The organism is Syntrophales bacterium (assembly GCA_026417625.1).
Classification (GTDB): Bacteria; Desulfobacterota; Syntrophia; order Syntrophales; family UBA8958; genus JAOACW01.
The window spans coordinates 157,555-178,609 of sequence record JAOACW010000002.1 but is presented as its reverse complement, the minus strand read 5'-3'; the positions used below and the strand labels follow the sequence as shown (position 1 = coordinate 178,609).

The window sequence follows — 21,055 nt, the reverse complement described above, 5'->3', positions numbered from 1 at the left end:
GAATTTTTAAACTTAACAAACATCTTGTCAAGGAAATAGCGTCATGTTAACAGTAAGTAAGATATGAAACGAAGGTTTTTAACATCGTTAGACTATCCTCTCTACGAAAAGATGCTTGTCAGAGCACCGAAAGCGGCTCGACTCTGGCTCATAGGAGACCTTCTCTTTCAGGTGGGTTTTCTCCTTATCATAATGTTTCTCCCAATCCTATTTTACTACCTCTACGAAGATGGATGGGTACTTGGAGCAAAAATTGGTGCGGGGGGTATAATTTTTTCTTTCTCCGTCATATGTATTGGCATATTTCTGAAAAGGGAATCATACAAACTGGCTATAAAGGCAGGAATTGACGTAACCAAGATATAAAGAGTCTTCATAAGGACTGTCTCGTTGAGCGCAAAAGTTGCAAAAATACTTGCTACGGGTTGCGGTATCGGTTTTGTACCGTACGCACCAGGAACAGCGGGAACAATTCTTGGAATTCCCATATTCCTTGCCCTCGTAGATCTTCAATGGACCCTTTACCTCCTTACAATACTTGCCTTTACAATTCTCAGCGTGTACATAGCCGGTATTGCAGAGATGAATCTCAAGAAAAAAGATGCGCCACCAATCATTATCGATGAAATAACAGGTTTTCTGTGGACTATGTTTCTCGTTTCTCCTGATTTTTTTAACATTACTGCGGGCTTTCTAATTTTTCGTTTTTTTGATATCGTTAAACCGTTTCCCATACGTAGAATTCAGAAGGCTCTACCAGGAGGGTGGGGGATTGTTATGGACGACGTTGCAGCGGGTATATACGCTTGTACTTCTTTGCACCTGATAACAAAACTATGGGGGGCCTCATGAACGTAGGTATCCTCACAATAGGGAACGAACTCACAACTGGTCGAATTGTAGACCATAACGCTGCAATGATCGCCCGTGAAGTCCACCAAAAAGGATGGCGTACTGTCGCCATTGAATCTGTAGGCGATAACTTCACGGATATCGAATATGGGTTAAGATTTCTTTTGGAAAGGGCCGATGTAATCGTAATCACAGGGGGACTCGGCCCCACCCAGGACGACATTACTACAGAGGCGATTGCTCGGTTCTTTAATCTCCCCCTGTATACCGAAGAAAATGTCCTCGCCCATATTAAGAATCTCTTTGCATCTCGGAATCTTCCGTGGACAGAAAACAATGCAAAACAAGCAAGATTCCCCATAGGTGCAGAAATTATTCCAAATACTACCGGAACAGCGCCGGGATTTGCCCTTTATAGAGAACAAAAACTCATAGCGGTTATCCCCGGTGTACCCAGCGAAGCAGCGCAGATGTTTTCCTCTGGCGTTCTCCCCCTTATGAAGCGATTCTTTCCAGAATCAACAGGTTTTACATTTTCAAGAACATACAAGACTTTCGGGCTTACTGAGTCCAGAATAGATGAAATTCTCAAGGACGTAAAAGACGATGATGGTATCGAGATCGGTTTCTATCCAATTTTTCCGGAAAATCACGTGGTCATCACTGTCAAAGATTCATCGGAAACCATAGCCTTTCAGAAATTCCAAAGGGTGTGCAGCGAGGTTGAAAACAGGTTATCCTCTTACATTTTCGCAACCGACGAAGAGACACTCGAGCAAGTTGTTGCTTCTAAAATGATTAAAAAAGGACTCACTTTAAGCGTAGCCGAATCATGCACAGGTGGACTCATCGCCGATCACCTGACAGACGTACCTGGAAGTTCTGCGTTCTTCGAAAGGGGTCTAATCGCTTACAGTAATACCGCCAAAGTGGAAATCCTCGGTGTACCTGAAACAACAATTGAACGCTACGGAGCTGTAAGTGAAGAAACAGCCCGATTGATGGCAGAAGGTATCAAAAAGATCTCAAGAACCGATTTGGGACTGTCTACCACAGGGATAGCTGGACCAACGGGTGGAACTGACGTCAAGCCCGTGGGTACAGTTTACATTGCTCTTGCAGATGATAAAGACACCTTCGTTCGCCACTACACGTTTCGCTGGAATAGAAGACGTAACAAAATTATCATGGCCCACTCAGCCTTGATGCTTCTCAACAATTACCTGAAAGGAAAGTTGAAATGAAAAATGAAAGTTTAATCCGGGCTTTCCTCGCTATAGAACCCCCCGAAGAAATCCAAAGGGCACTCTCAATCTTTGAGGAACAATTAAAAAAAACTCTAAAGTACTCCATTACATGGGTGCGTAAGGAAAACATCCATCTCACGCTGAAATTTTTCGGAACTGTACACAGAGACACCCTCAAATCGCTCAGCACATCAATACGCACCGTATGCACTGCATCTCCGACATTCATTATTAGTGTAGAAGGGCTGGGTGCTTTCCCTGACCTTAAGCGTCCGCGGGTATTGTGGGTGGGCACAAGCGGTGACGTAGATACGCTAAAAAACCTTCAGAGCAAACTTGAACATGTCTTCCAGAGTTTGGGCTTCAAAAACGAGGAAAGAGACTTCAGGGGTCATCTCACCCTGGGACGATTAAAAAAACCCCAACCAATTCCGGAGCTTATGGAATTGGTGAAAACGCAAAAACACGCGCGATTCGGTGAATTTAAAGTAGATAAACTCATTCTTTTTCAAAGCAATTTAACACCGAGTGGGGCCGTGTACACTAAGCTAGACTCGTTTCCTTTTGGGGGATAAAAAAACAATTGATATTTTTGAATTACTCGGGATAAAAATGAGAAAGCACCATGGAGGTGAATAATGGCTGACATAGATAAAACCAAAGCGGTGGATCTAGCCATTGCCCAAATAGAACGGCAGTTCGGTAAAGGCGCGATTATGCGTTTGGGCAGTGCGGAAAAGATAGATGTACCCGTAATACCCACGGGCTGCCTCAGTCTGGACATTGCTCTCGGGGTCGGTGGTGTACCCCGAGGAAGGGTGGTGGAGATATTCGGTCCTGAAGCAGGCGGAAAAACGACCCTAGCTTTACATATCGTTGCCGAAGCCCAAAAAAGAAACGGTCAAGCCGCGTTCATCGATGCTGAACACGCTCTGGATGTAGGTTATGCAAGGAGAATTGGCGTTATCACTGACGAGCTCCTCATTTCTCAGCCTGATACGGGGGAGCAGGCATTGGAAATTGCGGAGACACTGGTTCGGAGCGGAGCATTTGATGTTATTGTAATTGATTCAGTTGCAGCCCTTGTTCCAAAGGCAGAACTGGAAGGAGAAATGGGAGATGCCCAAATGGGCTTACAGGCACGTCTTATGTCCCAAGCTTTGAGGAAATTAACCGGTAGTATAAGCAAATCAAGAACAACAGTGATATTCATTAACCAGCTACGAATGAAAATCGGCGTTTTATTCGGCAGTCCGGAAACTACAACAGGTGGTAATGCCCTTAAATTCTACGCCTCTATGAGACTGGATATAAGGAAAACCACCACTATCAAACAGGGACAGGATGTGATCGGCATGCGCAGTAAGGTCAAGGTTGTTAAGAATAAAGTTGCACCTCCCTTTAGGGAAACGGAATTCGACATCATCTTCGGTGAAGGCATCTCTAAAGAAGGAGACATTCTAGATCTAGCCACCGAACAGGGAATCATCGAGAAAAGTGGAGCCTGGTATGCGTACAAAGGTACCCGCCTTGGCCAGGGTAGGGATAACGCCCGATCGTTTCTGAAAGAAAATCCCGAATTGCTCGCTGAACTGGAAAGCATATTAAGGGATCGTTTCGGCCTAAGGGAAGTTACGGAAAACTAATGGATGAATCAGCCTTTAAAGAAAAAGCAAAAAGAGCAATAATGAGGTTTTTGTCTTTCAGAGATAGGACAGAAAAAGAGGTAGGAGATAAACTCAGGAAGATGAACCTGGAAGAAGATCTGATCGGAGAAATCATCTCCGAATTCAAATCATTGGGATTTCTCAACAACGAGAGATTTACAAAACAGAGAGTTCGTTACCTTGCTCAGGAACATCTCTTAGGAGATCTGCGCATTAAAGCCGATCTTCTCGCCAAAGGCGTATCCGAGGAGCAGATAAACGATGCCCTCAAAGAGTTACGATCAGAGTTACCTGAAGAGGAAGCTATAAAGTTGATTATAAAACGGAAAAAGAGAAGTAGCTCTCTGGACAGAAAAGAAGAAGCCCGCTTTGCACGCATGTTGAGAGCCAGGGGGTTTTCCTCATCCTTAATCTGCGAGTCATTAAAACATTTAAAGGAGGAGAAAACATCATGGCAATGACATCGGCGGAAATCCGCGAGAAGTTTCTCCAGTTCTTCAAAGAAAGAGGACATACAATCGTTGAAAGCTCATCACTAATACCGAGAGATGATCCTTCGCTTCTCTTCACAAATGCGGGTATGGTTCAATTTAAAAATCTGTTTCTTGGTTTGGAAGATAGGGGATATACGAGAGCTGCCAGCTCACAGAAATGCGTTCGTGCAGGAGGAAAACATAACGATCTGGAAAATGTGGGTTACACTGCCCGTCATCACACCTTCTTTGAGATGCTAGGAAATTTCTCATTTGGAGATTATTTCAAAAGAGAATCAATAACCTGGGGATGGGAGTTCTTAACCGAAGTCATGGGACTTCCACCTGATAGGCTATGGGTAACCATATACAAAGATGACGACGAGGCATTCGAGATATGGGAAAAGGAAATCGGTGTACCAGCGACACGAATAGTACGTATGGGAATGGACAGCAATTTCTGGATGATGGGTGATACTGGCCCATGTGGTCCATGTTCTGAAATAATTTATGACCAAGGACCAGGTGTAGGTTGTGGGCGTCCAGACTGTTCAGTAGAATGCGACTGCGATCGTTACTTAGAACTGTGGAATCACGTGTTTACCCAGTTTGATCGCGACAGAGAAGGTAACTTCCATCCTCTCCCCAAACCAAACATCGATACAGGTATGGGTTTGGAGCGGCTTGCCGCTGTTGTTCAGGGAGTAACCAGTAACTACGAGACAGATCTATTCACACCCATTATTAGAACTATTTCAGAAATAACAGGCAAACCATACGGAAAAGAACCCGATAACGACGTTTCCATAAGGGTAATTGCTGACCACATAAGAGCTATAACATTTCTTATAAACGATGGATGCCTACCCAGCAACGAGGGAAGAGGATATGTGCTAAGAAGAATACTCCGCCGGGCGGCAAGGCACGGTAAACTCCTCAGCATGGATCGACCGTTTTTGCACGAGATTGTACCCACTGTTATAGAAATAATGAAAGACGCTTACCCCGACCTCATCGGTAAAGAAAAATATATAGGAAAGGTTGTAGTGAATGAGGAGCAACGTTTCTTGGAAACACTCGGCACCGGGATGAGATTGCTCGCTGAGGAAGTTTCTGTCCTCAAGAAAGAAGGCAAAACTGTAATCCCCGGTGAACTTATATTCAAGCTGTACGACACTTATGGGTTCCCAGTAGACTTAACAGACGATATAGTCCGAAAGGACAATCTCACACTCGATATGGAAGGTTTCGAGCGGTGTATGGAAGCCCAGAGGGAAAAAGCCCGAGAGTCGTGGAAAGGAAGCGGGGCAGAAGCAGTGGCAGAATCGTACAAACGTCTCTCTCTTAAAGGCGTCACCACAGAGTTTGTAGGCTATCACGGTGTTACTGAAGCTACATCCCCGATAATTGCCATCCTAAAAGACGATCAGGAAGTCTATGAAGCTAGGGAAGGAGAAAATGTAGAAATATTCGTTACCGAAACTCCGTTTTATGGAGAAAAAGGTGGCCAAATAGGGGACACAGGCATTATAAAAGGTGAACATTTCCTCTTCGAAGTGTGGGACACTCAGTGGCCACTTGATACTCTCATCACCCATATAGGAAAGGTGAGAAAGGGCGACATCCGTGTGGGAGATGCAGCAGAACTCAAGGTGGATGAAAAACGTAGGAGAGCCATAGAGGCGAACCATTCGGGTACCCACATTCTAAATGCTGCCCTGAGAAAGGTACTAGGGGAACATGTAAAGCAATCGGGGTCTCTAGTTAATCCCGAACGACTTCGCTTTGATTTTACGCATTTTTCAAAAATAGATGAGGAAGAGCTGGAAAAAATAGAACTCTTAGCAAACGAATACATCCGCCAGAATGTGGAAGTTGTAACGCAAGTACTTCCCAAAGAAGAAGCATTCAAAACGGGCGCTGCTGCCGTTTTCGATGAGAAATACGGGGACTTAGTACGACTCGTAAAGATGGGTGATATCAGTATGGAGCTCTGCGGCGGAACGCATGTCAACCGAACCGGTGACATAGGAGCCCTGAAGATAATAAGTGAATCATCCATCGCTGCGGGTGTTCGCCGAATAGAAGCCCTAACCGGGGAAGAGGCTATCAAATACTTCCGGAAAGTAGAAGGTGAGTTAAAAAAGGTGGCCAATTTGATCAAAGCAAATCCTCTGGAGATTGCTGACCGAGTGGAAAAAATTCAATGCCATCAGCGAGAACTTGAGAAAGAAATTGAAATCCTAAAGAGCAAATTAGCGGCCAAAGATTCCGCTGAACTGGTAAACCAAATAAAGGATGTCAAAGGTGTTCGAGTACTAGCCAGCGTGGTAAACGCCCCCGATGTGAAAACCCTGAGAGACCTGGGAGATAAACTGCGTGACCGAATGCGTTCCGGCATCATACTCCTTGGAAGCGTTGTTGAAGGAAAAGCAATGATCCTCTGTATGGTTACTAAGGACCTTACCAATCGCTATTCAGCAGGAGAAATTGTTAAAAAAGTAGCTCCCATTGTTGGAGGAAGCGGGGGAGGACGCCCCGAGATGGCCCAGGCTGGAGGACCTAACGGAGAAAAAGTCAATGAAGCTATAAACAAAATATACGAAATACTTTAGTAATACTGCCGGCAAATTATTTGTCCCTGTCGGTGGGGGCGAAACCAGCTCCATCACTCTGGAAAATGACAAGATTGGGGGGGTAAACGACAATCGTTTTATCCCCCTTAATTTCGCAAAACGTTATTGCGCGAAGAATGGAATACCAAACGCCCACAGTCCTCCCCTGATGATCCCTGATGACAGAACCAAAGACACTTTCTCCATACTCGCGGGCCTTAGACTGCATATCCTGAATAACCTCGCGAAACTGTTTCTGATCACCTCTTAAAGGTTTCCAGAGGTCAGGTGCTAAAACAAGACCTTTCTTAACACCGATAATAACATTGGGATATACATCAGGCCCACTGTAGTAATAGTTATAGTCAGCGTCCATTACATACGCACTGAAATCCCTATCCACTTTCTCATCGGGAATGATATCACCGTATCTCCCACTAGTGCATCCTGAAAGGAAAAACACAATCACGGACAGAACAACGAACATAAACGACATATGTTTAGACATATTGCACCTCAACAGATCTTCATATCTTCGACTAGGGGCCGAATAACCATATCTTCAATACCTTCTTTAGTTTGAAGTAGTTTTTCTTCCCCAGCAAAAACAGCTACTCGACCTTTATGGAGGGATAAAGAGAAAAACTCTTCGCCGGCTTCTCGTATTCTTTTCCCATCCACACGGATGATCTCTTCCCTGAGTTCTTGACGATATTCGTCCGTAATTGCAGAAAAATGACGAACCATTGAAACCCAGGCCCGACCTGCAGGATCCAAAGGTCTATCCAAAGCCCCCACTGTTCCTATAACCGCTTTTTCCACCTCATCATCTTCAGGAAGAACATTCCTTATAAAAGCCAAAGCTTCGTCGTAGACATCAAGCGTCCGCTTCACATGGGGATCACGATAGGAGAGAAATGCTAGGATCCCGTGGAGAGGATCATACTGGCATAGTCCACCATAGGCACCACCCTGCACCCTGACTTTTTTATACATAAAACCGTTGGAGAGATAACGGGCTGCCACCATCAGGGGAGCACACAAATGATGACCATAAACGGGAGCTCCCCATACCTTCGCTACGTATGCCACTTCTGCTGGAACAACAACACCTATGAAATCAGGTAACTCAGGCAGACGAACAGATTCTTCCATCAATGAACCCTTAGGTAGGGACTCTATCAAAAATCCCACATTGCCAAAGAGCTGATTAAGTCCTGTTTCCTCAGCCGTTAGGACAATGGTTAAACCGGTTCTGTTCATAATGTGTTCCTTCAAACGGGCGAGACTTTCCAGGTAATTCTCTTCCAGAATCTTCTTCCCACGTATAATCTCAGTAAGGTAAGCAAGCTGCTTAAGACCATACCACTGTTCGTCTCGGTATGCCGCTGGGGAGAGAGACTCAGCAGCGACCCGTCGGGCAAATATATGGCCGGAAGGAACCACCGCATTGTATAGACTATTCCTCTTCTCGACCAACAAGTCACCTGCCCTTTTCACATCGGAAAAATCCCCTCTGAAGAGAACATCGGAAATAATCTCCATAGTCTCCTTAATGTTTCTATTTAGTGTTTTCACTCTTATGACCATTTTCTGCCAAAGATTACCTTCACCTCTAACCATACCCGAGACCAACCGACAAGTAATACCACCAGTTCTAAGGGCAATTCTTTTGGCCATTTCGTCGTAACTTAGACCAGCAGCTCCCATATTCGCCATCAACTGGCAAAGAAAAGGAAGTACAACATGACAATCCTCCACGACTGAACCAACATCAAATACAAGATCAATGTAAGCTATCCCATTCGTGAACTGGTCATGACAAAGGACAGCTACATCCTCTATAATTTTCACTTCTTTAGGTATGTTCTCACCATATCTATCAAGATCCAGGCGACGCAAACGCGGTATCGTTCTAAGTGCTTCCGGTGGATCAGGCATGGATTGAAATTCTTTGAGATACTGGGCACGATTAATAATCTCCTGCTCCTCTTTCTCGGATATACCACTGATCTTCTCCTCGATAACCCGACGATCCCTATCCTCTCTTCGCATAAGGTAGTCAGGGTCAGGAACCATCACTGAGAGCAACCTATGGGGATTGTCTATCAACCACTCCTTTATAGCCTCTTCAAAAACTCTGGGGTTATCTTCCCATCTCTTTCTCAATCTCGTTATCAGTCCTGCAAAGTTCAAACTTCTTATAGGATCACCTCCGTATATCCAGCTCTGAAGGACTCTATTCATCAGAATCAATCCATAAGGATACTCCGCCCGAACAATCTCCCGTCCTCTAAATTCTACCTGATGCAGTATGCCCTCAACAATCTTCCTATCCAGTCCTTCCCTCCACACCTTATCCAGTGTCTCCAGAATCAACGCTTCAATCTCCCTATCCCGGTTGTCCTCAGTACCCCTTAGTCCCACTGTAAAAACAGGTTGTCGATAATCACATTCCATACCCGTAGCAGGGGAGAGGTCGTGACCGAGACGAGAATCAATTAGAGCTTTTCTAAGAGGTCCTGCCGATGTACCAACAAGACAACCAGCCACTACTTTAAGCGCAAGAACCGTCTCCTCGTCTGTAACATCACAAAGCAACCAGGTACAGTTCACAATTGATTTCTCTTTTGGATCCTCATCCCTCCCAATGGGGAAATACGCTTTTAAATAACGGGGGCTATTCCATCGTGGCTGCGGATTCACTGCAATGTTTGCCTGTACCCGTTCGAATCTCCGTACCATACCCGAAAAAAATTCCATATGCGCCTTTGGAGATATGTCACCGTACAGGAAAATTCGAGCATTAGACGGTGTATAATAAGCGGTGTGAAATTTCTTAAAACTCTCATATGTAAGTGAGGGAATGTGCTCCGGATGGCCACCGGCGTCAAAGCGGTAGACAGTATCAGGAAATATCCCCTCCTGAATAACCTTGTACATCAAGTTATTAGGTGATGAATACGCACCTTTCATCTCATTATAAACTACACCGGATATTGTATAACTACGCCCTTTCCCCGGCTCATCGTAAGGTTCTAGATGGTAGCCTTCCTGCCAAAACGTTTCCTCCAAAAGACGAGGTCTAAGAACTAGATCCATATACACGCGGACAAGATTATAAAAATCCACTTTGTTAGTACTGGCAACGGGGTAAATGGTCCTATCAGGGTAAGTGAATGCGTTGAGAAACGTCTGGAGACTACCCTTTAAAAGCTCGTTGAAAGCATCCTTTACGGGAAAATTTTGCGAACCGGCGAGAACAGAATGCTCCAATATATGCGGTAACCCCGAGGAGTCCGGAGGCGGGGTAAGAAAGGTAATGGCGAAGAGATTCTCTCTGTCGTTACAGTGCAAATGTAAAATCTCCGTTCCCGTAGGCACATACTCCATCTCATAGGCGGTAATCCTAAGATGAGAGATCAATTCCACCCTTTTAACAAGAAACCCTTCGTAAAAATCACCAGGTTTGAATTCCGGTGAAGGACAATCATGCGGCATATTTTGAAATCACCTCCATATAAGGAAACTTATTGCACGATTTAAAATCAAAATTCAAGGCAATGTAAAGAATGAAATTTTCGTCTCACACGCCGATTACTCCTGGACTTTCCAAAAAAAAATCGATAATTCTTTCGTGAGAAATTAAGGAAACAAATTCAAGAGGGAGGTTTCCTTGAAGAAAGCACTACAAGACGTACGGATATGCGATTTGAGTCACGTCCTTGCCGGTCCTACCGCCTCAATGATCCTTGGCGACCTGGGTGCGGAGGTAATTCATGTAGAACCTCCGAATGGCGACGATGCCAGGGAATTCGGTCCGTTCATTGGAAAACACAGCGCATATTTCATAAGCATCAATCGTAACAAAAAAAGTATTGTCGTCGATTTAAAAAAAGAAGAGGGAAAGGAGATACTATCAGATCTTATAAAACGTTCCGACGTAGTACTGGAAAATTTTAGACCTGGAACGATGGAAAAACTCGGTTTTGGGTACGAAGATGTGAGAAAAATAAACCCCTCCATAATATACGCCGCCATTTCCGGTTTCGGCCACAATACTCTTCCAGATTACCGAAACAGACCAGCCTATGATTTAGTCGCCCAGGCGTACAGCGGGCTCATGAGCATAACGGGTCCCGAAGGGGGCCCTCCTTGCCGAGCAGGAACCTCAATTGGCGACATTATGGCAGGGCATCAATGCGCTATAGCCATACTTGCCGCATTACTCTACAGAAACAGAACGGGCAAAGGACAAAAGATAGACATATCTATGGTTGATAGTCTGGTGTATACCCTGGAGAATGCCATTGTTCGCTACACCGTAACCGGAGAAATTCCAAAACCAATGGGATCAATGCACCCAACAATCACACCTTTCCAGGCCTTCAAAACAAAGAACAAGTGGATCATCGTACCCATAGGTAATGATAATCTCTGGTCACAACTGTGCAGCATGTTAGGGAGAGAGGATCTCATAGATCACCCCAGATTCAGAACAAACAGAATGAGAACTGAAAATCGGGAAGAACTGACCAGCATTTTGGGAAATATATTTATCACAAAGACATTTGAAGAATGGTCTGAACTCTTTGAAAGGTTCAACCTTCCCTACTCACCGGTGAATACAATAGACAGTGTCGTGAACGATGCGGCTATTAACTTCAGAGGTATGATTGTTGCCATTAACCAGCCGGGCCCCGGGAATATAAAGATCGCTGGTTCACCTTTCAAAATGACTGAAACACCAGGTCAAGTATACGCGCCAGCACCTCTCATGGGAGAACACACCGTGGAAATACTAAAGAACGTCTTGAAATACCCCGAGGAAAGGATTGTTAAGCTGAGAGAGAAGGGTGTAATTTTCACCCACGAAGACCTAGCTGGGGTTGATACCACGGAATAAAGCCATTTAAAATTCGAACTAAAATCCACAACCTAGGGAAGCATCTTGAAATAAGCAATCAAACATCAACGACCGAATTCATCGCTCTTTCCTTCCGCCGTTTTTAATAAAGTGCTGGTTCGCCTGATACATAAAAGTACGAATGGCCATATCCCTGTTTGGTTGTACACTGGAATCGTAAGCCAGGTTGAGAAAAGGAACACCAAAGTGTGACATAACTGGTTTCAGGATAGCAGCTGTAATAGTTCCAGGCATACAAGTAAAAGGATATACGTTGACCACACCGTTAAACCCTTCCCTAGCATAGGTTATTGCTCCCGGTATACCCAGACAGGCCTCAGTGCCCACATCAAACTTGAATACATCCGTTTTATGTAATATCTTTTCTAATTCCCCAATCCTATGATCCCTGTGGATATCCACCCAGCGGAGAAACTGCTTGTAAAGCTGCGATAACTTTACTTCCTGATAAAATAGCGCTTCAGCGAAATTTACAACTTTTTTCAACGTGCGTAAAAAAACATCTAAATCAAGACGCATAAGAGCGATATTGAGCTCTCTTTTCGCATCCCTCAGTCTGGAATAAGTGGTATAGTTTATCCACTCGGCTAAACTGGCGTTTACCACTTCGCCGCCGTATTTCTCAATCACCCTAATAGTATCCTGATTAGATTTTTCATGACTCCGAACATAAATCTCACCAATAATACCTATCCTCGGTTTTCTTGGTATCTCAGTATCCACTAAATCTCGCGCTGCAGCGAATATCATTCCAAGACCGTCCTCGATCTTCCTCCATTCTCCCTGGGAGCTGTAACGCTCAAACAAATCTACCAGCCGTGATAGTGATCTGTCCACCAAATCATCCGTTTCTCCTGAGCGCCTTTCGTAAGGTCGTACTCGCCAGACCAACCGATTTACAATATCGGCGACAACAACGGAAAAATAAGCACTTTTTCTGAGGTTTCTCACAACATCCCTTTCCACAAGTCCCTCAAGCGAGTATCCATCTCCGGTGGTAAGCGCAACTATTCTCAAATCCTTTGTTTCCGGGAAGGAATTCAACACCATTCTCTGATACTTGTTGTACATGCCGAATCTACAGGGACCGTCAGTCTCCGGCATGAAGTACAGATACCGCTCTGGATCAAAGTTTCCTTTAGATCTTTCCTGTTTCACAAACCAAAGGATATCACCTATTGTTATCTGACAGGGAAAACACTCCTTGCCGGAAGTAAACTGTTTTCCCAATTCTATACCCCTGTATGTTTCTAAAACTTTAGCCTCTATCCCAAAAGACCTGAAAACAGCTGCAAGCAGGTGACTACCTATCCTATCCATTTCGGGAATGAGCAGTGTCTTGCCGCGTATGCCGATTTTTCCCACACCGTTCATAACACTGCTGAATATCTTCTGTTCACTCTTGGACATAACTACGCTTTACCTCATGTATTTACTACATTCTCGATAACGTTTCGGAACGCCTCAATCCTGGTCATCATTCCTGCAACCGCTGTGTGCTCATCCATCTCGAGAATCAAATACGGCTTGTCGCCCATGACATACCGGTAGAAATGCTCCAGAAAAGAATCGGGACCACAGCTAAAATTGGTGATGTGAATACCAAATAGGCGGGGATGATTCTTTATGAATTTAGCAACCTTTAGAATAGTAGCACCCAAACCCCAGTACATCGATGGAAAATCCGAGAGATCTACTCCACGCACATCCAAAAAATCCATGGGAAGTGCAGTGATCCCAAGACGGCTCAAATGATATCCGAGGCGTAGGTTGATCCTTTCGTCATAAAGGTTATACGGACGCCCTGTTACAACAACCATCCAACCACGATCGTCAATCCCATTCAAAACTTCCTGACCGATACCTATCAACTTGTTCTGGAAGTCGCGGTGTTTCTCCAAACCAATCACAACCGCCCTTCTTACATCTTCCTTCTTGAATTTGATGGACAGCTTCCCCTTGAGCTGCACGTAAAGGTCGTGGGCAACTATTTCCGGTTCCTGGTTTAACCGAACCACAGGATCCAAAAAATTGTCCATTTGGAGTACTGCGTTAATCATAGAAGGACTTGCCTGAACTAAAGGACAGTAAAGGCCTACCTCCCCAGGGTTTGCAACAGGCATATCGATCATATGGGGAGCAAAAAAGTAATCCACCTTACCTTTTAAAAGTTCGAAATGACCGTAACTCAATTTTACGGGAAAACACGTCTCGGCAAGGGTAAGCTCTATTCCTCTTTCGGCGATACGCGTATCCGTTGGTGGTGTAAGCACAACATTCATTCCGAGTTCATTAAAAAAATAGACCCAAAATACAGCTGTCTGGAAAAAGTGGAGACATCGGGCTAAACCTACAACTGGAGACAAAACTTTACCTTCCTTGACAGAAAAACTATCTAAATCTCCTATGAACGAATGTAGAATCTCCTCCCTCACCTTAAAATAGTTCTTCGCAACCCGTTCAACACTTTTTAAAATTTCGTATCGCCCGCACTCTCCACCCCAGATACTCTTCCTCCCATCAAAATCATAAATCTTCAATTTACACTGATTGTGACAGTTGGCATCAGCCCTGCAGACCCGCTCAACATAGTCAAGTTTGTCGTTTATAACACTCTTAACGGACCGGAAGCGCGATCGCACCGAGGGTCTGTGCTCCATATACTCCTTTACAAAAAGAGCAGCTCCGTAGGCTCCAAGTACCTCGCGATGTGGGGGTACAACAATACCTACGCCGAGAACCTTCTCAAACGCCGCAACTACCCCTTTGTTTAGTGAAGGTCCTCCAAGAAACATTATTCTTTTACCAATTTTTCTTTTTCCTACCACCCTGTTTAAGTAATTGTGAACAATAGCATAACAGAGACCAGCAAGAAGATCATTCCGACAGGCCCCTCTCTGGTGGTAAGAAAGGAGATCAGATTCCATAAAAACAGTACATCTCTCTGTCAGCTTTATGGGATGTTCAGCGCTCATGGCGATATCCTGAAACTCTCCGACGATATTCACTCCATATTTACTGGCGAGCTCGTGTAAGAAGCTTCCTGTTCCTGCAGCGCAAACCTTGTTCATATCGAAATCCAGAGGATTCCTATTATGTATGTAGATGTACTTTGAATCCTGACCTCCTATTTCGAACACAGTATCCACATCTCCATCTATCTCCACGGCTCCCCTAGCATGGGCGGTTATTTCATCCACCATAAGGTCTGCATTCAAAAAATCACCCACCACATGTCTCCCCGAACCTGTGGTAGCTACACCAAGAATTTCCAGTCTGTCACCAAATGTTTCGCAAATATTCTTCAGTAACTCCTGTGTTACCTCAATTGGTCTTCCCCGAGTAGTTACATACCTCTTTCCAATAATCCTACCCCGCTCATCCACAAGAGCATATTTTGTAGTAGTGCTCCCCACATCGATACCCAGATAGACCCTTATTTTCCCATCCGTCTCCACCGGTTCAGGAAAACCCGAATCCTGAAAAACGGTTTTCTCCAAGATCAACCTCTCTCCAACAGGCAGCGTCCCACTGGTCGAAAGATCAGAGGTGGTTCCAATATCCTCAGGTTTAACAATCCTATTGTCCCCTGCCCTCAGTGCAAGAATAGCAACACCTAGAGCTCCCAGGGATGTGCTTAAGGGAGGGATAACAAGCTCCGTGAAATACTCCCTGAATGCTCTTACCTGCAGTGCATTTAATGAAAGACCACCTATGAATATCACAGGTTCCGCAACCATTCTATTCCCTATAATAGTGCTTATGTAGTTTCGGGCATTTCCTACGTGAAGTCCGTAAATTATATCCTCCAGTTTTTCACCTTTGTTTTGCAGATGAATCATGTCGGATTTAGTGAACACGGTACACCGACAAGCCACACAAGCAGGAGAGTTACTTTTCATTCCCAATGTGATGAAATCCTTCAAAATTTTGTCAATTTCATGTACCTCCCTTACAGCTTCACGCTCGTACATAGCAATACTTAATCGCTCAGCCTGCTGATCAATAAAAGAACCCGTTCCTGCAGCACACGGTCCGTTGGTTGAAAAATGCTCAATACTCCACTCCCCCTCATAATGGTGAGCAATTTGGAAAAAGGATGTATCCTGGCCGCCCATGCATATGATGCTTCTGGCATTTGGATACACCTTCAAAGTACCCATAACTTGGGTTATGCTTTCAAACTCGTAGAACAACCCCAAACGCTCCGCGATCTTACGTCCGTGACTACCCGTAAAAGAAACAGATCTTACTCTTTCGTACCCAAACCTATTTAAAACATCGAAAAGCGCCTCAGTACATTTTTCCTCCACTTTCCCAAAATGCCTTTCGTAAGGTCGCTCATACACCAAATCCTCTCTATCATTTATGACAACAAGATTTATACTGACACTACCGATATCTATACCAACATAAAGATCAACACTATTTCCCATTCTTCAGTCTGTTAACCCCCTTTTACTTACCCACAAGTTTACAGTAGAGGTTTTTAGCACAATTCTGAGAAAGAAAATTTACTCATAATGGATACACCTGTCCAGTGTTAAAACAAACAAAAAATAGTATCCCAGATAAAACCTATGGTATAAAAATCGAAAAAAGAGGAGGGTTCTCCCATGAGTACAAACTTGAACCTTGAAGAAGTAAGTGAGTTTATCAGAAATACGATCAGGCTAAAGTCCTACCCTGTTGCATCAAAATTTCTAAAAGATACCTCCGATTTTCCGGAGAAAACCAGAACTCCATCTAAACAGCTCGGTAAAAAAGTTTCCATCTGTCAAGCATTATCTATGGCTCGGCTCTATGGATGGACTGTAGGTATCACGAAGGAAGATGTAGTTTGTGTTCCTGGTGCAATTGTCTTTGGATTCAGTACTGCTGAAGATCCAGCTAAAACGATGTCTCAACTGTGGTGCGAAGGTAGTTATTCAAAAACCGAGGAAATCGGATACAGGGAGGCAAAAAATCTCTATACATTTAAAACTAACGAATACAGTGCGCTCCTGTTTTCCCCCTTACACAGAGCGAGCTTCAAACCGGACACAGTTGTCTTCTATGGTAATCCCGCCCAGCTCATGAGGTTGATCCATGCATGGACTTATGGAAGAGGAACCAGAGTTATGTGTTCCTGCGGAGGCAAGGTCGAATGTTCTGAATATTTAATTGCTCCCTTCATAACCCAGGATGCACGTTTGGCTATTCCTGGCACTGGAGATCGCATCTTCTCTCTTACTCAGGATGACGAAATGATTTTTGCGATTCCCGGCGCATTTCTCAGCGAACTATTTGAAAACCTAAAAGAAGCGGGCAAAAAAGTCGGGGCAACATACCCCATACCAATGAACCTTAACTTCCAGCCTGAATTCCCAAAATTCTTCAAAGAATTGGGTAGGAAAATTGGCATAGAGTCATAGAGGGAAACGGGGAATTGGGAAAATAGTTTGATATCATCTTTCTCAATTCTCCTTCCCACATTTGCATTTGACCTTTCAGCTCGCGTAAGTTAAAAAAATAAACCAAAATTAAAAAGTAAACTTTAAGCATGATTAAAGATAAATTATCGGAGCTAAAATCCTTACGGATAGCTTTGTGTTTCACTATATCTTCTATGGGATGTGCCGATTTAGGAAGTGCAATCATCGCCTCAGCAGAGCTAGAGGAAATAATCGGAACGCTTTACGAAAATTACAGTGACTTCATCACATTTGATGAATACCAAAAAGCCCTCCAAGAACCTGAATTTGCAGTAATTCTTATAGACAGGACCATCAATATCCTCTCGAGGGAAGGTTCTAACAACCCATCAGCTGTCTGATGTTTTTACAAACTACCTTTTCGAAGTCCTGCATAGAAAGACCTAACCGTCTAACTTTAGACAGTTCATGGGACGGTATGCCAAAGGGGAAATCGCTACCAAAAATCAGTTTCTCCACGCCGTACCGGTTTATGAAAGCTTCTATTTCGTCTTGCGAAGCAAGTGCGGTATCGGCGTACACATTTTCGAGATCCCATATCCCAGAATGAAAAAGCGCATAAAACCCTCCATTTAGAGCCCCTAAATGGGGTATAATAATCGGTGTTTTTCCATCAACCCGAGAGATGAACATTATCGTGTTATGGAAAGTTTCTTCAAGAATAATAGGTAGGCGAAGTTGAAAAACAGTTTGTAGAAAGGTATCACATGCAGGATCATCATAATTATACACTGGCTCGTATTCGTGCCGATGCCATTTAACACCTCTGAAACCTTTTTTCAACTCCGACACAGGAAAATCGTTCCAAACAAAATAAAAGGCCCAAAAAAATTCGTGTGTTTCCTGAATTTTTAAAACATACTCATTCGCTTTTTTACGACACACCTGCCAGAAAGCATTATCCTTAAAATTGTAGTCGTAGCGATCATATACGTCTTCAACGGGGGCAAATAAACACGCCCCTGATATGCCACCGGTCTTAAGATAATCCACAATCATTTCAAAAGGCTGATGGACATTCTGAACCCCGCAGTGAATGTGAGCATCAATTATTTTGAGGTCCCCGTAATCATCCATAGCCCAAAACTCCCCTCAAAACTAGCTGTCCATTCGTTTTACATTTACCTCTAAAAGAAACTTTTGTCTACACTTACGGTAAATGATACAAAATTTTTTCTCTTTTCTATTGACACCAAAAAGCCGTTACTCTAAATTTAAATCGTAAAGAGCATTTCAAAAGGAGGGGCAGCATGGCTGTTAAGGTGTTTATCCGGAGGCAAATCCCTCAGGGCAAAGAGAAAGAGGTCCTAGACCTCGTGAAAGAACTGAGAAAATTAGCGGTAAATCAACCGGGTTACATTAGTGGTGAAACTCTCGTCTCCGCCGATGATCCGAATAAGTTTCTAGTGATCAGCACATGGCGAAGTATAGAGGACTGGAAATCATGGCAAGCAAGTCCAGAACGCACAGCAAAACAGAGCAAAATCGACGAAGTAACTGGGAATGTTACGGAATACGAGGTTTATCATTATCTGGGAGAAAAGCTAACAGCCACTCTCAGGGGCTTTAAAGGTTGGGAAGGTGGCTGATAAGATCTGCTGTACTCTTAATAGATTTTATGGTAGTAGAGCTCTTATTACCGTAGGAAGGGAAGTTTAGGCCATGGGAAGTGTGGTAAAGAAGAGACGGAAAAAAATGAGCAAGCACAAATACAGAAAAAGGCTTAAAATGAACCGCCATAAAAAGAAATAAAAACTCTCATTTGGATCGGAAGACTAACTCAACCTCATCACCACAGAGAAAGTTCCATTCAGCTGCGCAGTTTCCCATAAACACAAAAAGTTCAAGATAACCCGAGCTGTTGAAAAGGGCAAAGATATCGCCCTTTGATGCAGCTTCGTAATGACTTACCAGTTCAACGGTTCTGTTTCTCCAGAGAACTTCCCATTGAGTACTCATATCTTCCCGCGGCAACATTCTTTTATGAATATTGGTAATGCAGTTCCCGAACCTGTCTATATACACAACTCTCCCCTTAATGGAGTTACTTAAAATCAAGGGAATATCTATGTTCAGTGTGACAGGATCCGCTACAGGGGGACCAAAATCCTCTACAGGAATCCCTTTTGCTAACCATGCTGCCACTGGGGCAAAAACATCTCTGGCATGAAATGTTGAACCTCTTTCAGGAAAGAAAAACTTTACGTTTTCGATTTTTATCACTTTATAGTTATCATCCGCGTCAATTATCAGAGAAAAAATACCGTTGTCCGGACCCACGAATAAATGACCCTGAGCCGCAACAATGATCGGCCTTCTTGCAGATCCGACACCTGGATCCACCACAGCGACGTGGATAGTACCTCGAGGAAAATAACCAAAACTCTCTGACACCACGAAAGCAGCCTTTCTGACGTCAAACGGAGGGATCTGATGCGTAACATCAACGATAACAATCCTAGGGTTAATGCTCAACATCACACCCTTCATTTGGCCCACAAAGGGATCTTTAGTGCCAAAATCGGTAATTAAAGTAACGATAGGAACAGACATAATGGGGAAAATTCTTTCAGTTCAATAGGGATATCCACTGGGGTTTTGAAACTGCCACCGCCAGGCATCAATACACATACGCTTTAGATCATAATGAGCCTCCCAGTGCAGCACTTCCATGGCACGTGAAGGATCAGCATAGATAACAGGTACGTCTCCTGGACGCCGAACTGTAAATTCATATGGTATTGCTCTCCCCGAAGCCTCCTCAAAAGCCTTTATTACTTCAAGCACACTGTACCCTCGACCCGTTCCGAGGTTTAAGATGAGGACATCACTCGGATCCGCACTGAATAACCATTTCAAAGCCTGCACATGGCCCCTTGCAAGGTCAACGACATGCACATAATCACGTATAGCCGTTCCATCTGGTGTGGGATAATCTCTTCCAAACACAAAAAGTTTATCCCTCTTACCGACCGCTACCTGAGTAATAATAGGCATGAGGTTATTGGGAATGCCTCGTGGATCCTCACCTAAAAGGCCTGTTGCATGAGCTCCAACAGGATTGAAATACCTAAGCAAAACCACTTTCCACTCCCTATCCGCTCCTTGAAGGTCACGCAATATGTTTTCGATTATTAACTTCGTTCTGCCATAAGGATTTATGGGGTTCAGAGGAGCATCCTCAGAAACGGGCACTTTTTGAGGATCTCCGTAAACTGTGGCGGAGGAGCTAAACACTATCTTTTTAACACCTGCCTCCCTCATAGCTTTGCACAGCATCAAAGTGGACACAATGTTATTATCGTAATAATCGAGTGGCCTCTCTACAGATTCCGCAACCGATTTAAGACCAGCAAAATGAACAACAGCCTCAATGTAATTTACAGAAAAAATACGTTTCAACGCCCCTTCATCTCTCAAATCGGCCAAGTAAAATGTGGGTCTTTCCCCCGTAATTACCTCTATCCTGTCAATAACACTTCTTCTACTATTCGAGAGGTTATCAATGATAACGACTTCAAATCCGGCTGCGATAAGCTCCACAACAGTGTGACTTCCAATAAAACCCGTCCCACCTGTTACAAGTATCGCCATAATAACCTCATCTCCATAAATTAAGGACATAATGCATGATGACATACGCATTATGTCCTCCTTCTCTCTTAATTTGATGGTCCTACGGGGATTTGAACCCCGGTTTCCGGCGTGAGAGGCCGGCGTCCTTACCCCTAGACGATAGGACCAGCATCTATGTCCAAGACCATGATCTTACCAACTAATTTGACACCCTGCTTCTTGTC

The 21,055-nt window shown here is 44.0% G+C and carries 19 protein-coding genes and 1 tRNA gene; 12 read left to right on the top strand and 8 right to left on the bottom strand.

Going from position 1 to position 21,055, the window contains the following annotated elements; genetic code table 11:
• Positions 1–63: 63 nt before the first annotated feature.
• The 7 genes from N2317_02410 (at position 64) to alaS (ending at position 6,854) form a co-directional block, all read left to right on the top strand.
• On the top strand, positions 64–366 hold the full coding sequence (locus tag N2317_02410; protein MCX7816351.1) for a hypothetical protein: 303 nt from the start codon (positions 64–66) through the stop codon (positions 364–366).
• Between the two features lie 24 nt (positions 367–390).
• A complete protein-coding gene (locus N2317_02405) occupies positions 391–852 on the top strand; it encodes a phosphatidylglycerophosphatase A (protein ID MCX7816350.1) in 462 nt (153 codons plus the stop codon).
• Complete coding sequence (locus N2317_02400; protein ID MCX7816349.1) at positions 849–2,096, top strand: competence/damage-inducible protein A; 1,248 nt, start codon at positions 849–851, stop codon at positions 2,094–2,096. Before N2317_02405 ends, N2317_02400 begins: the two co-directional genes overlap by 4 nt.
• A complete protein-coding gene (gene thpR, locus N2317_02395; protein ID MCX7816348.1) occupies positions 2,093–2,674 on the top strand; it encodes an RNA 2',3'-cyclic phosphodiesterase in 582 nt (193 codons plus the stop codon). The genes N2317_02400 and thpR overlap by 4 nt, the downstream gene beginning before the upstream one ends.
• A 63-nt stretch (positions 2,675–2,737) precedes the next feature.
• On the top strand, positions 2,738–3,745 hold the full coding sequence (gene recA / locus N2317_02390; GenBank protein MCX7816347.1) for a recombinase RecA: 1,008 nt from the start codon (positions 2,738–2,740) through the stop codon (positions 3,743–3,745).
• Positions 3,745–4,227: a recombination regulator RecX gene (locus N2317_02385; GenBank protein MCX7816346.1), complete on the top strand. Its 483-nt coding sequence runs from the start codon at positions 3,745–3,747 to the stop codon at positions 4,225–4,227. The genes recA and N2317_02385 overlap by 1 nt, the downstream gene beginning before the upstream one ends.
• Entirely contained in the window at positions 4,218–6,854 is a 2,637-nt protein-coding gene (gene alaS, locus N2317_02380; GenBank protein MCX7816345.1) for an alanine--tRNA ligase, read from the top strand. The genes N2317_02385 and alaS overlap by 10 nt, the downstream gene beginning before the upstream one ends.
• A 16-nt stretch (positions 6,855–6,870) precedes the next feature.
• Here alaS and N2317_02375 read toward each other — a convergent pair whose 3' ends face one another.
• Both N2317_02375 and N2317_02370 read right to left on the bottom strand, forming a co-directional pair.
• Positions 6,871–7,362 carry a hypothetical protein gene (locus N2317_02375; GenBank protein ID MCX7816344.1) on the bottom strand — a complete coding sequence of 164 codons (492 nt, stop codon included), beginning with the start codon at positions 7,360–7,362 and terminating at the stop codon, positions 6,871–6,873.
• A gap of 8 nt (positions 7,363–7,370) precedes the next feature.
• Positions 7,371–10,355 carry an insulinase family protein gene (locus tag N2317_02370; GenBank protein MCX7816343.1) on the bottom strand — a complete coding sequence of 995 codons (2,985 nt, stop codon included), beginning with the start codon at positions 10,353–10,355 and terminating at the stop codon, positions 7,371–7,373.
• Between the two features lie 175 nt (positions 10,356–10,530).
• On the opposite strand from N2317_02370, the gene N2317_02365 reads away from it, so the two are divergent.
• The gene (locus tag N2317_02365) at positions 10,531–11,760 is read left to right on the top strand and encodes a CoA transferase (protein MCX7816342.1); all 1,230 of its coding nucleotides are present in this window, start codon (positions 10,531–10,533) and stop codon (positions 11,758–11,760) included.
• 78 nt (positions 11,761–11,838) lie between these two features.
• Here N2317_02365 and N2317_02360 read toward each other — a convergent pair whose 3' ends face one another.
• Together N2317_02360 and N2317_02355 are read right to left on the bottom strand one after the other, a co-directional pair.
• Positions 11,839–13,191 carry a hypothetical protein gene (locus N2317_02360; protein ID MCX7816341.1) on the bottom strand — a complete coding sequence of 451 codons (1,353 nt, stop codon included), beginning with the start codon at positions 13,189–13,191 and terminating at the stop codon, positions 11,839–11,841.
• Between the two features lie 14 nt (positions 13,192–13,205).
• Positions 13,206–16,217, bottom strand: coding sequence for an acyl-CoA dehydratase activase (locus N2317_02355; GenBank protein ID MCX7816340.1), 3,012 nt, complete (start codon positions 16,215–16,217; stop codon positions 13,206–13,208).
• Positions 16,218–16,397: 180 nt separating this feature from the next.
• Between N2317_02355 and N2317_02350 the strand changes: the two genes are divergently transcribed.
• On the top strand, positions 16,398–17,195 hold the full coding sequence (locus N2317_02350) for a DUF169 domain-containing protein (protein MCX7816339.1): 798 nt from the start codon (positions 16,398–16,400) through the stop codon (positions 17,193–17,195).
• Between the two features lie 128 nt (positions 17,196–17,323).
• Complete coding sequence (locus tag N2317_02345) at positions 17,324–17,596, top strand: hypothetical protein (GenBank protein MCX7816338.1); 273 nt, start codon at positions 17,324–17,326, stop codon at positions 17,594–17,596.
• On the opposite strand, the gene N2317_02340 is transcribed toward N2317_02345, so the two are convergent.
• The gene (locus tag N2317_02340) at positions 17,574–18,332 is read right to left on the bottom strand and encodes an amidohydrolase (protein MCX7816337.1); all 759 of its coding nucleotides are present in this window, start codon (positions 18,330–18,332) and stop codon (positions 17,574–17,576) included. The genes N2317_02345 and N2317_02340 overlap by 23 nt on opposite strands.
• 173 nt (positions 18,333–18,505) lie before the next feature.
• Between N2317_02340 and N2317_02335 the strand changes: the two genes are divergently transcribed.
• Positions 18,506–18,844, top strand: coding sequence for an antibiotic biosynthesis monooxygenase (locus tag N2317_02335; GenBank protein MCX7816336.1), 339 nt, complete (start codon positions 18,506–18,508; stop codon positions 18,842–18,844).
• A 73-nt stretch (positions 18,845–18,917) separates the two neighbouring features.
• Positions 18,918–19,007: an AURKAIP1/COX24 domain-containing protein gene (locus N2317_02330; GenBank protein MCX7816335.1), complete on the top strand. Its 90-nt coding sequence runs from the start codon at positions 18,918–18,920 to the stop codon at positions 19,005–19,007.
• A gap of 6 nt (positions 19,008–19,013) precedes the next feature.
• Here N2317_02330 and N2317_02325 read toward each other — a convergent pair whose 3' ends face one another.
• The 3 genes from N2317_02325 to N2317_02315 all read right to left on the bottom strand — a co-directional run bounded on the left by N2317_02325 (position 19,014) and on the right by N2317_02315 (position 20,998).
• Positions 19,014–19,808 (bottom strand): SAM-dependent chlorinase/fluorinase, encoded by a 795-nt coding sequence (locus N2317_02325; protein ID MCX7816334.1) that lies wholly within the window; start codon positions 19,806–19,808, stop codon positions 19,014–19,016.
• Between the two features lie 21 nt (positions 19,809–19,829).
• Positions 19,830–20,900 (bottom strand): UDP-glucose 4-epimerase GalE, encoded by a 1,071-nt coding sequence (gene galE, locus N2317_02320; GenBank protein ID MCX7816333.1) that lies wholly within the window; start codon positions 20,898–20,900, stop codon positions 19,830–19,832.
• 26 nt (positions 20,901–20,926) lie between these two features.
• A tRNA-Glu gene (locus N2317_02315) sits at positions 20,927–20,998 on the bottom strand.
• Positions 20,999–21,055 lie beyond the last annotated feature (57 nt).

Excerpts from the sequence above, each read along its gene's own strand:
- N2317_02410 (MCX7816351.1), top strand. The coding sequence starts at position 64 with ATGAAACGAAGGTTTTTAACATCGTTAGACTATCCTCTCTACGAAAAG.
- N2317_02400 (MCX7816349.1), top strand. The coding sequence starts at position 849 with ATGAACGTAGGTATCCTCACAATAGGGAACGAACTCACAACTGGTCGA.
- thpR (MCX7816348.1), top strand. The coding sequence starts at position 2,093 with ATGAAAAATGAAAGTTTAATCCGGGCTTTCCTCGCTATAGAACCCCCC.
- recA (MCX7816347.1), top strand. The coding sequence starts at position 2,738 with ATGGCTGACATAGATAAAACCAAAGCGGTGGATCTAGCCATTGCCCAA.
- N2317_02385 (MCX7816346.1), top strand. The coding sequence starts at position 3,745 with ATGGATGAATCAGCCTTTAAAGAAAAAGCAAAAAGAGCAATAATGAGG.
- alaS (MCX7816345.1), top strand. The coding sequence starts at position 4,218 with ATGGCAATGACATCGGCGGAAATCCGCGAGAAGTTTCTCCAGTTCTTC.
- N2317_02375 (MCX7816344.1), bottom strand. The coding sequence starts at position 7,362 with ATGTCTAAACATATGTCGTTTATGTTCGTTGTTCTGTCCGTGATTGTG.
- N2317_02370 (MCX7816343.1), bottom strand. The coding sequence starts at position 10,355 with ATGCCGCATGATTGTCCTTCACCGGAATTCAAACCTGGTGATTTTTAC.
- N2317_02360 (MCX7816341.1), bottom strand. The coding sequence starts at position 13,191 with ATGTCCAAGAGTGAACAGAAGATATTCAGCAGTGTTATGAACGGTGTG.
- N2317_02355 (MCX7816340.1), bottom strand. The coding sequence starts at position 16,217 with ATGGGAAATAGTGTTGATCTTTATGTTGGTATAGATATCGGTAGTGTC.
- N2317_02350 (MCX7816339.1), top strand. The coding sequence starts at position 16,398 with ATGAGTACAAACTTGAACCTTGAAGAAGTAAGTGAGTTTATCAGAAAT.
- N2317_02345 (MCX7816338.1), top strand. The coding sequence starts at position 17,324 with ATGATTAAAGATAAATTATCGGAGCTAAAATCCTTACGGATAGCTTTG.
- N2317_02340 (MCX7816337.1), bottom strand. The coding sequence starts at position 18,332 with ATGGATGATTACGGGGACCTCAAAATAATTGATGCTCACATTCACTGC.
- N2317_02335 (MCX7816336.1), top strand. The coding sequence starts at position 18,506 with ATGGCTGTTAAGGTGTTTATCCGGAGGCAAATCCCTCAGGGCAAAGAG.
- N2317_02330 (MCX7816335.1), top strand. The coding sequence starts at position 18,918 with ATGGGAAGTGTGGTAAAGAAGAGACGGAAAAAAATGAGCAAGCACAAA.
- N2317_02325 (MCX7816334.1), bottom strand. The coding sequence starts at position 19,808 with ATGTCTGTTCCTATCGTTACTTTAATTACCGATTTTGGCACTAAAGAT.
- galE (MCX7816333.1), bottom strand. The coding sequence starts at position 20,900 with ATGCGTATGTCATCATGCATTATGTCCTTAATTTATGGAGATGAGGTT.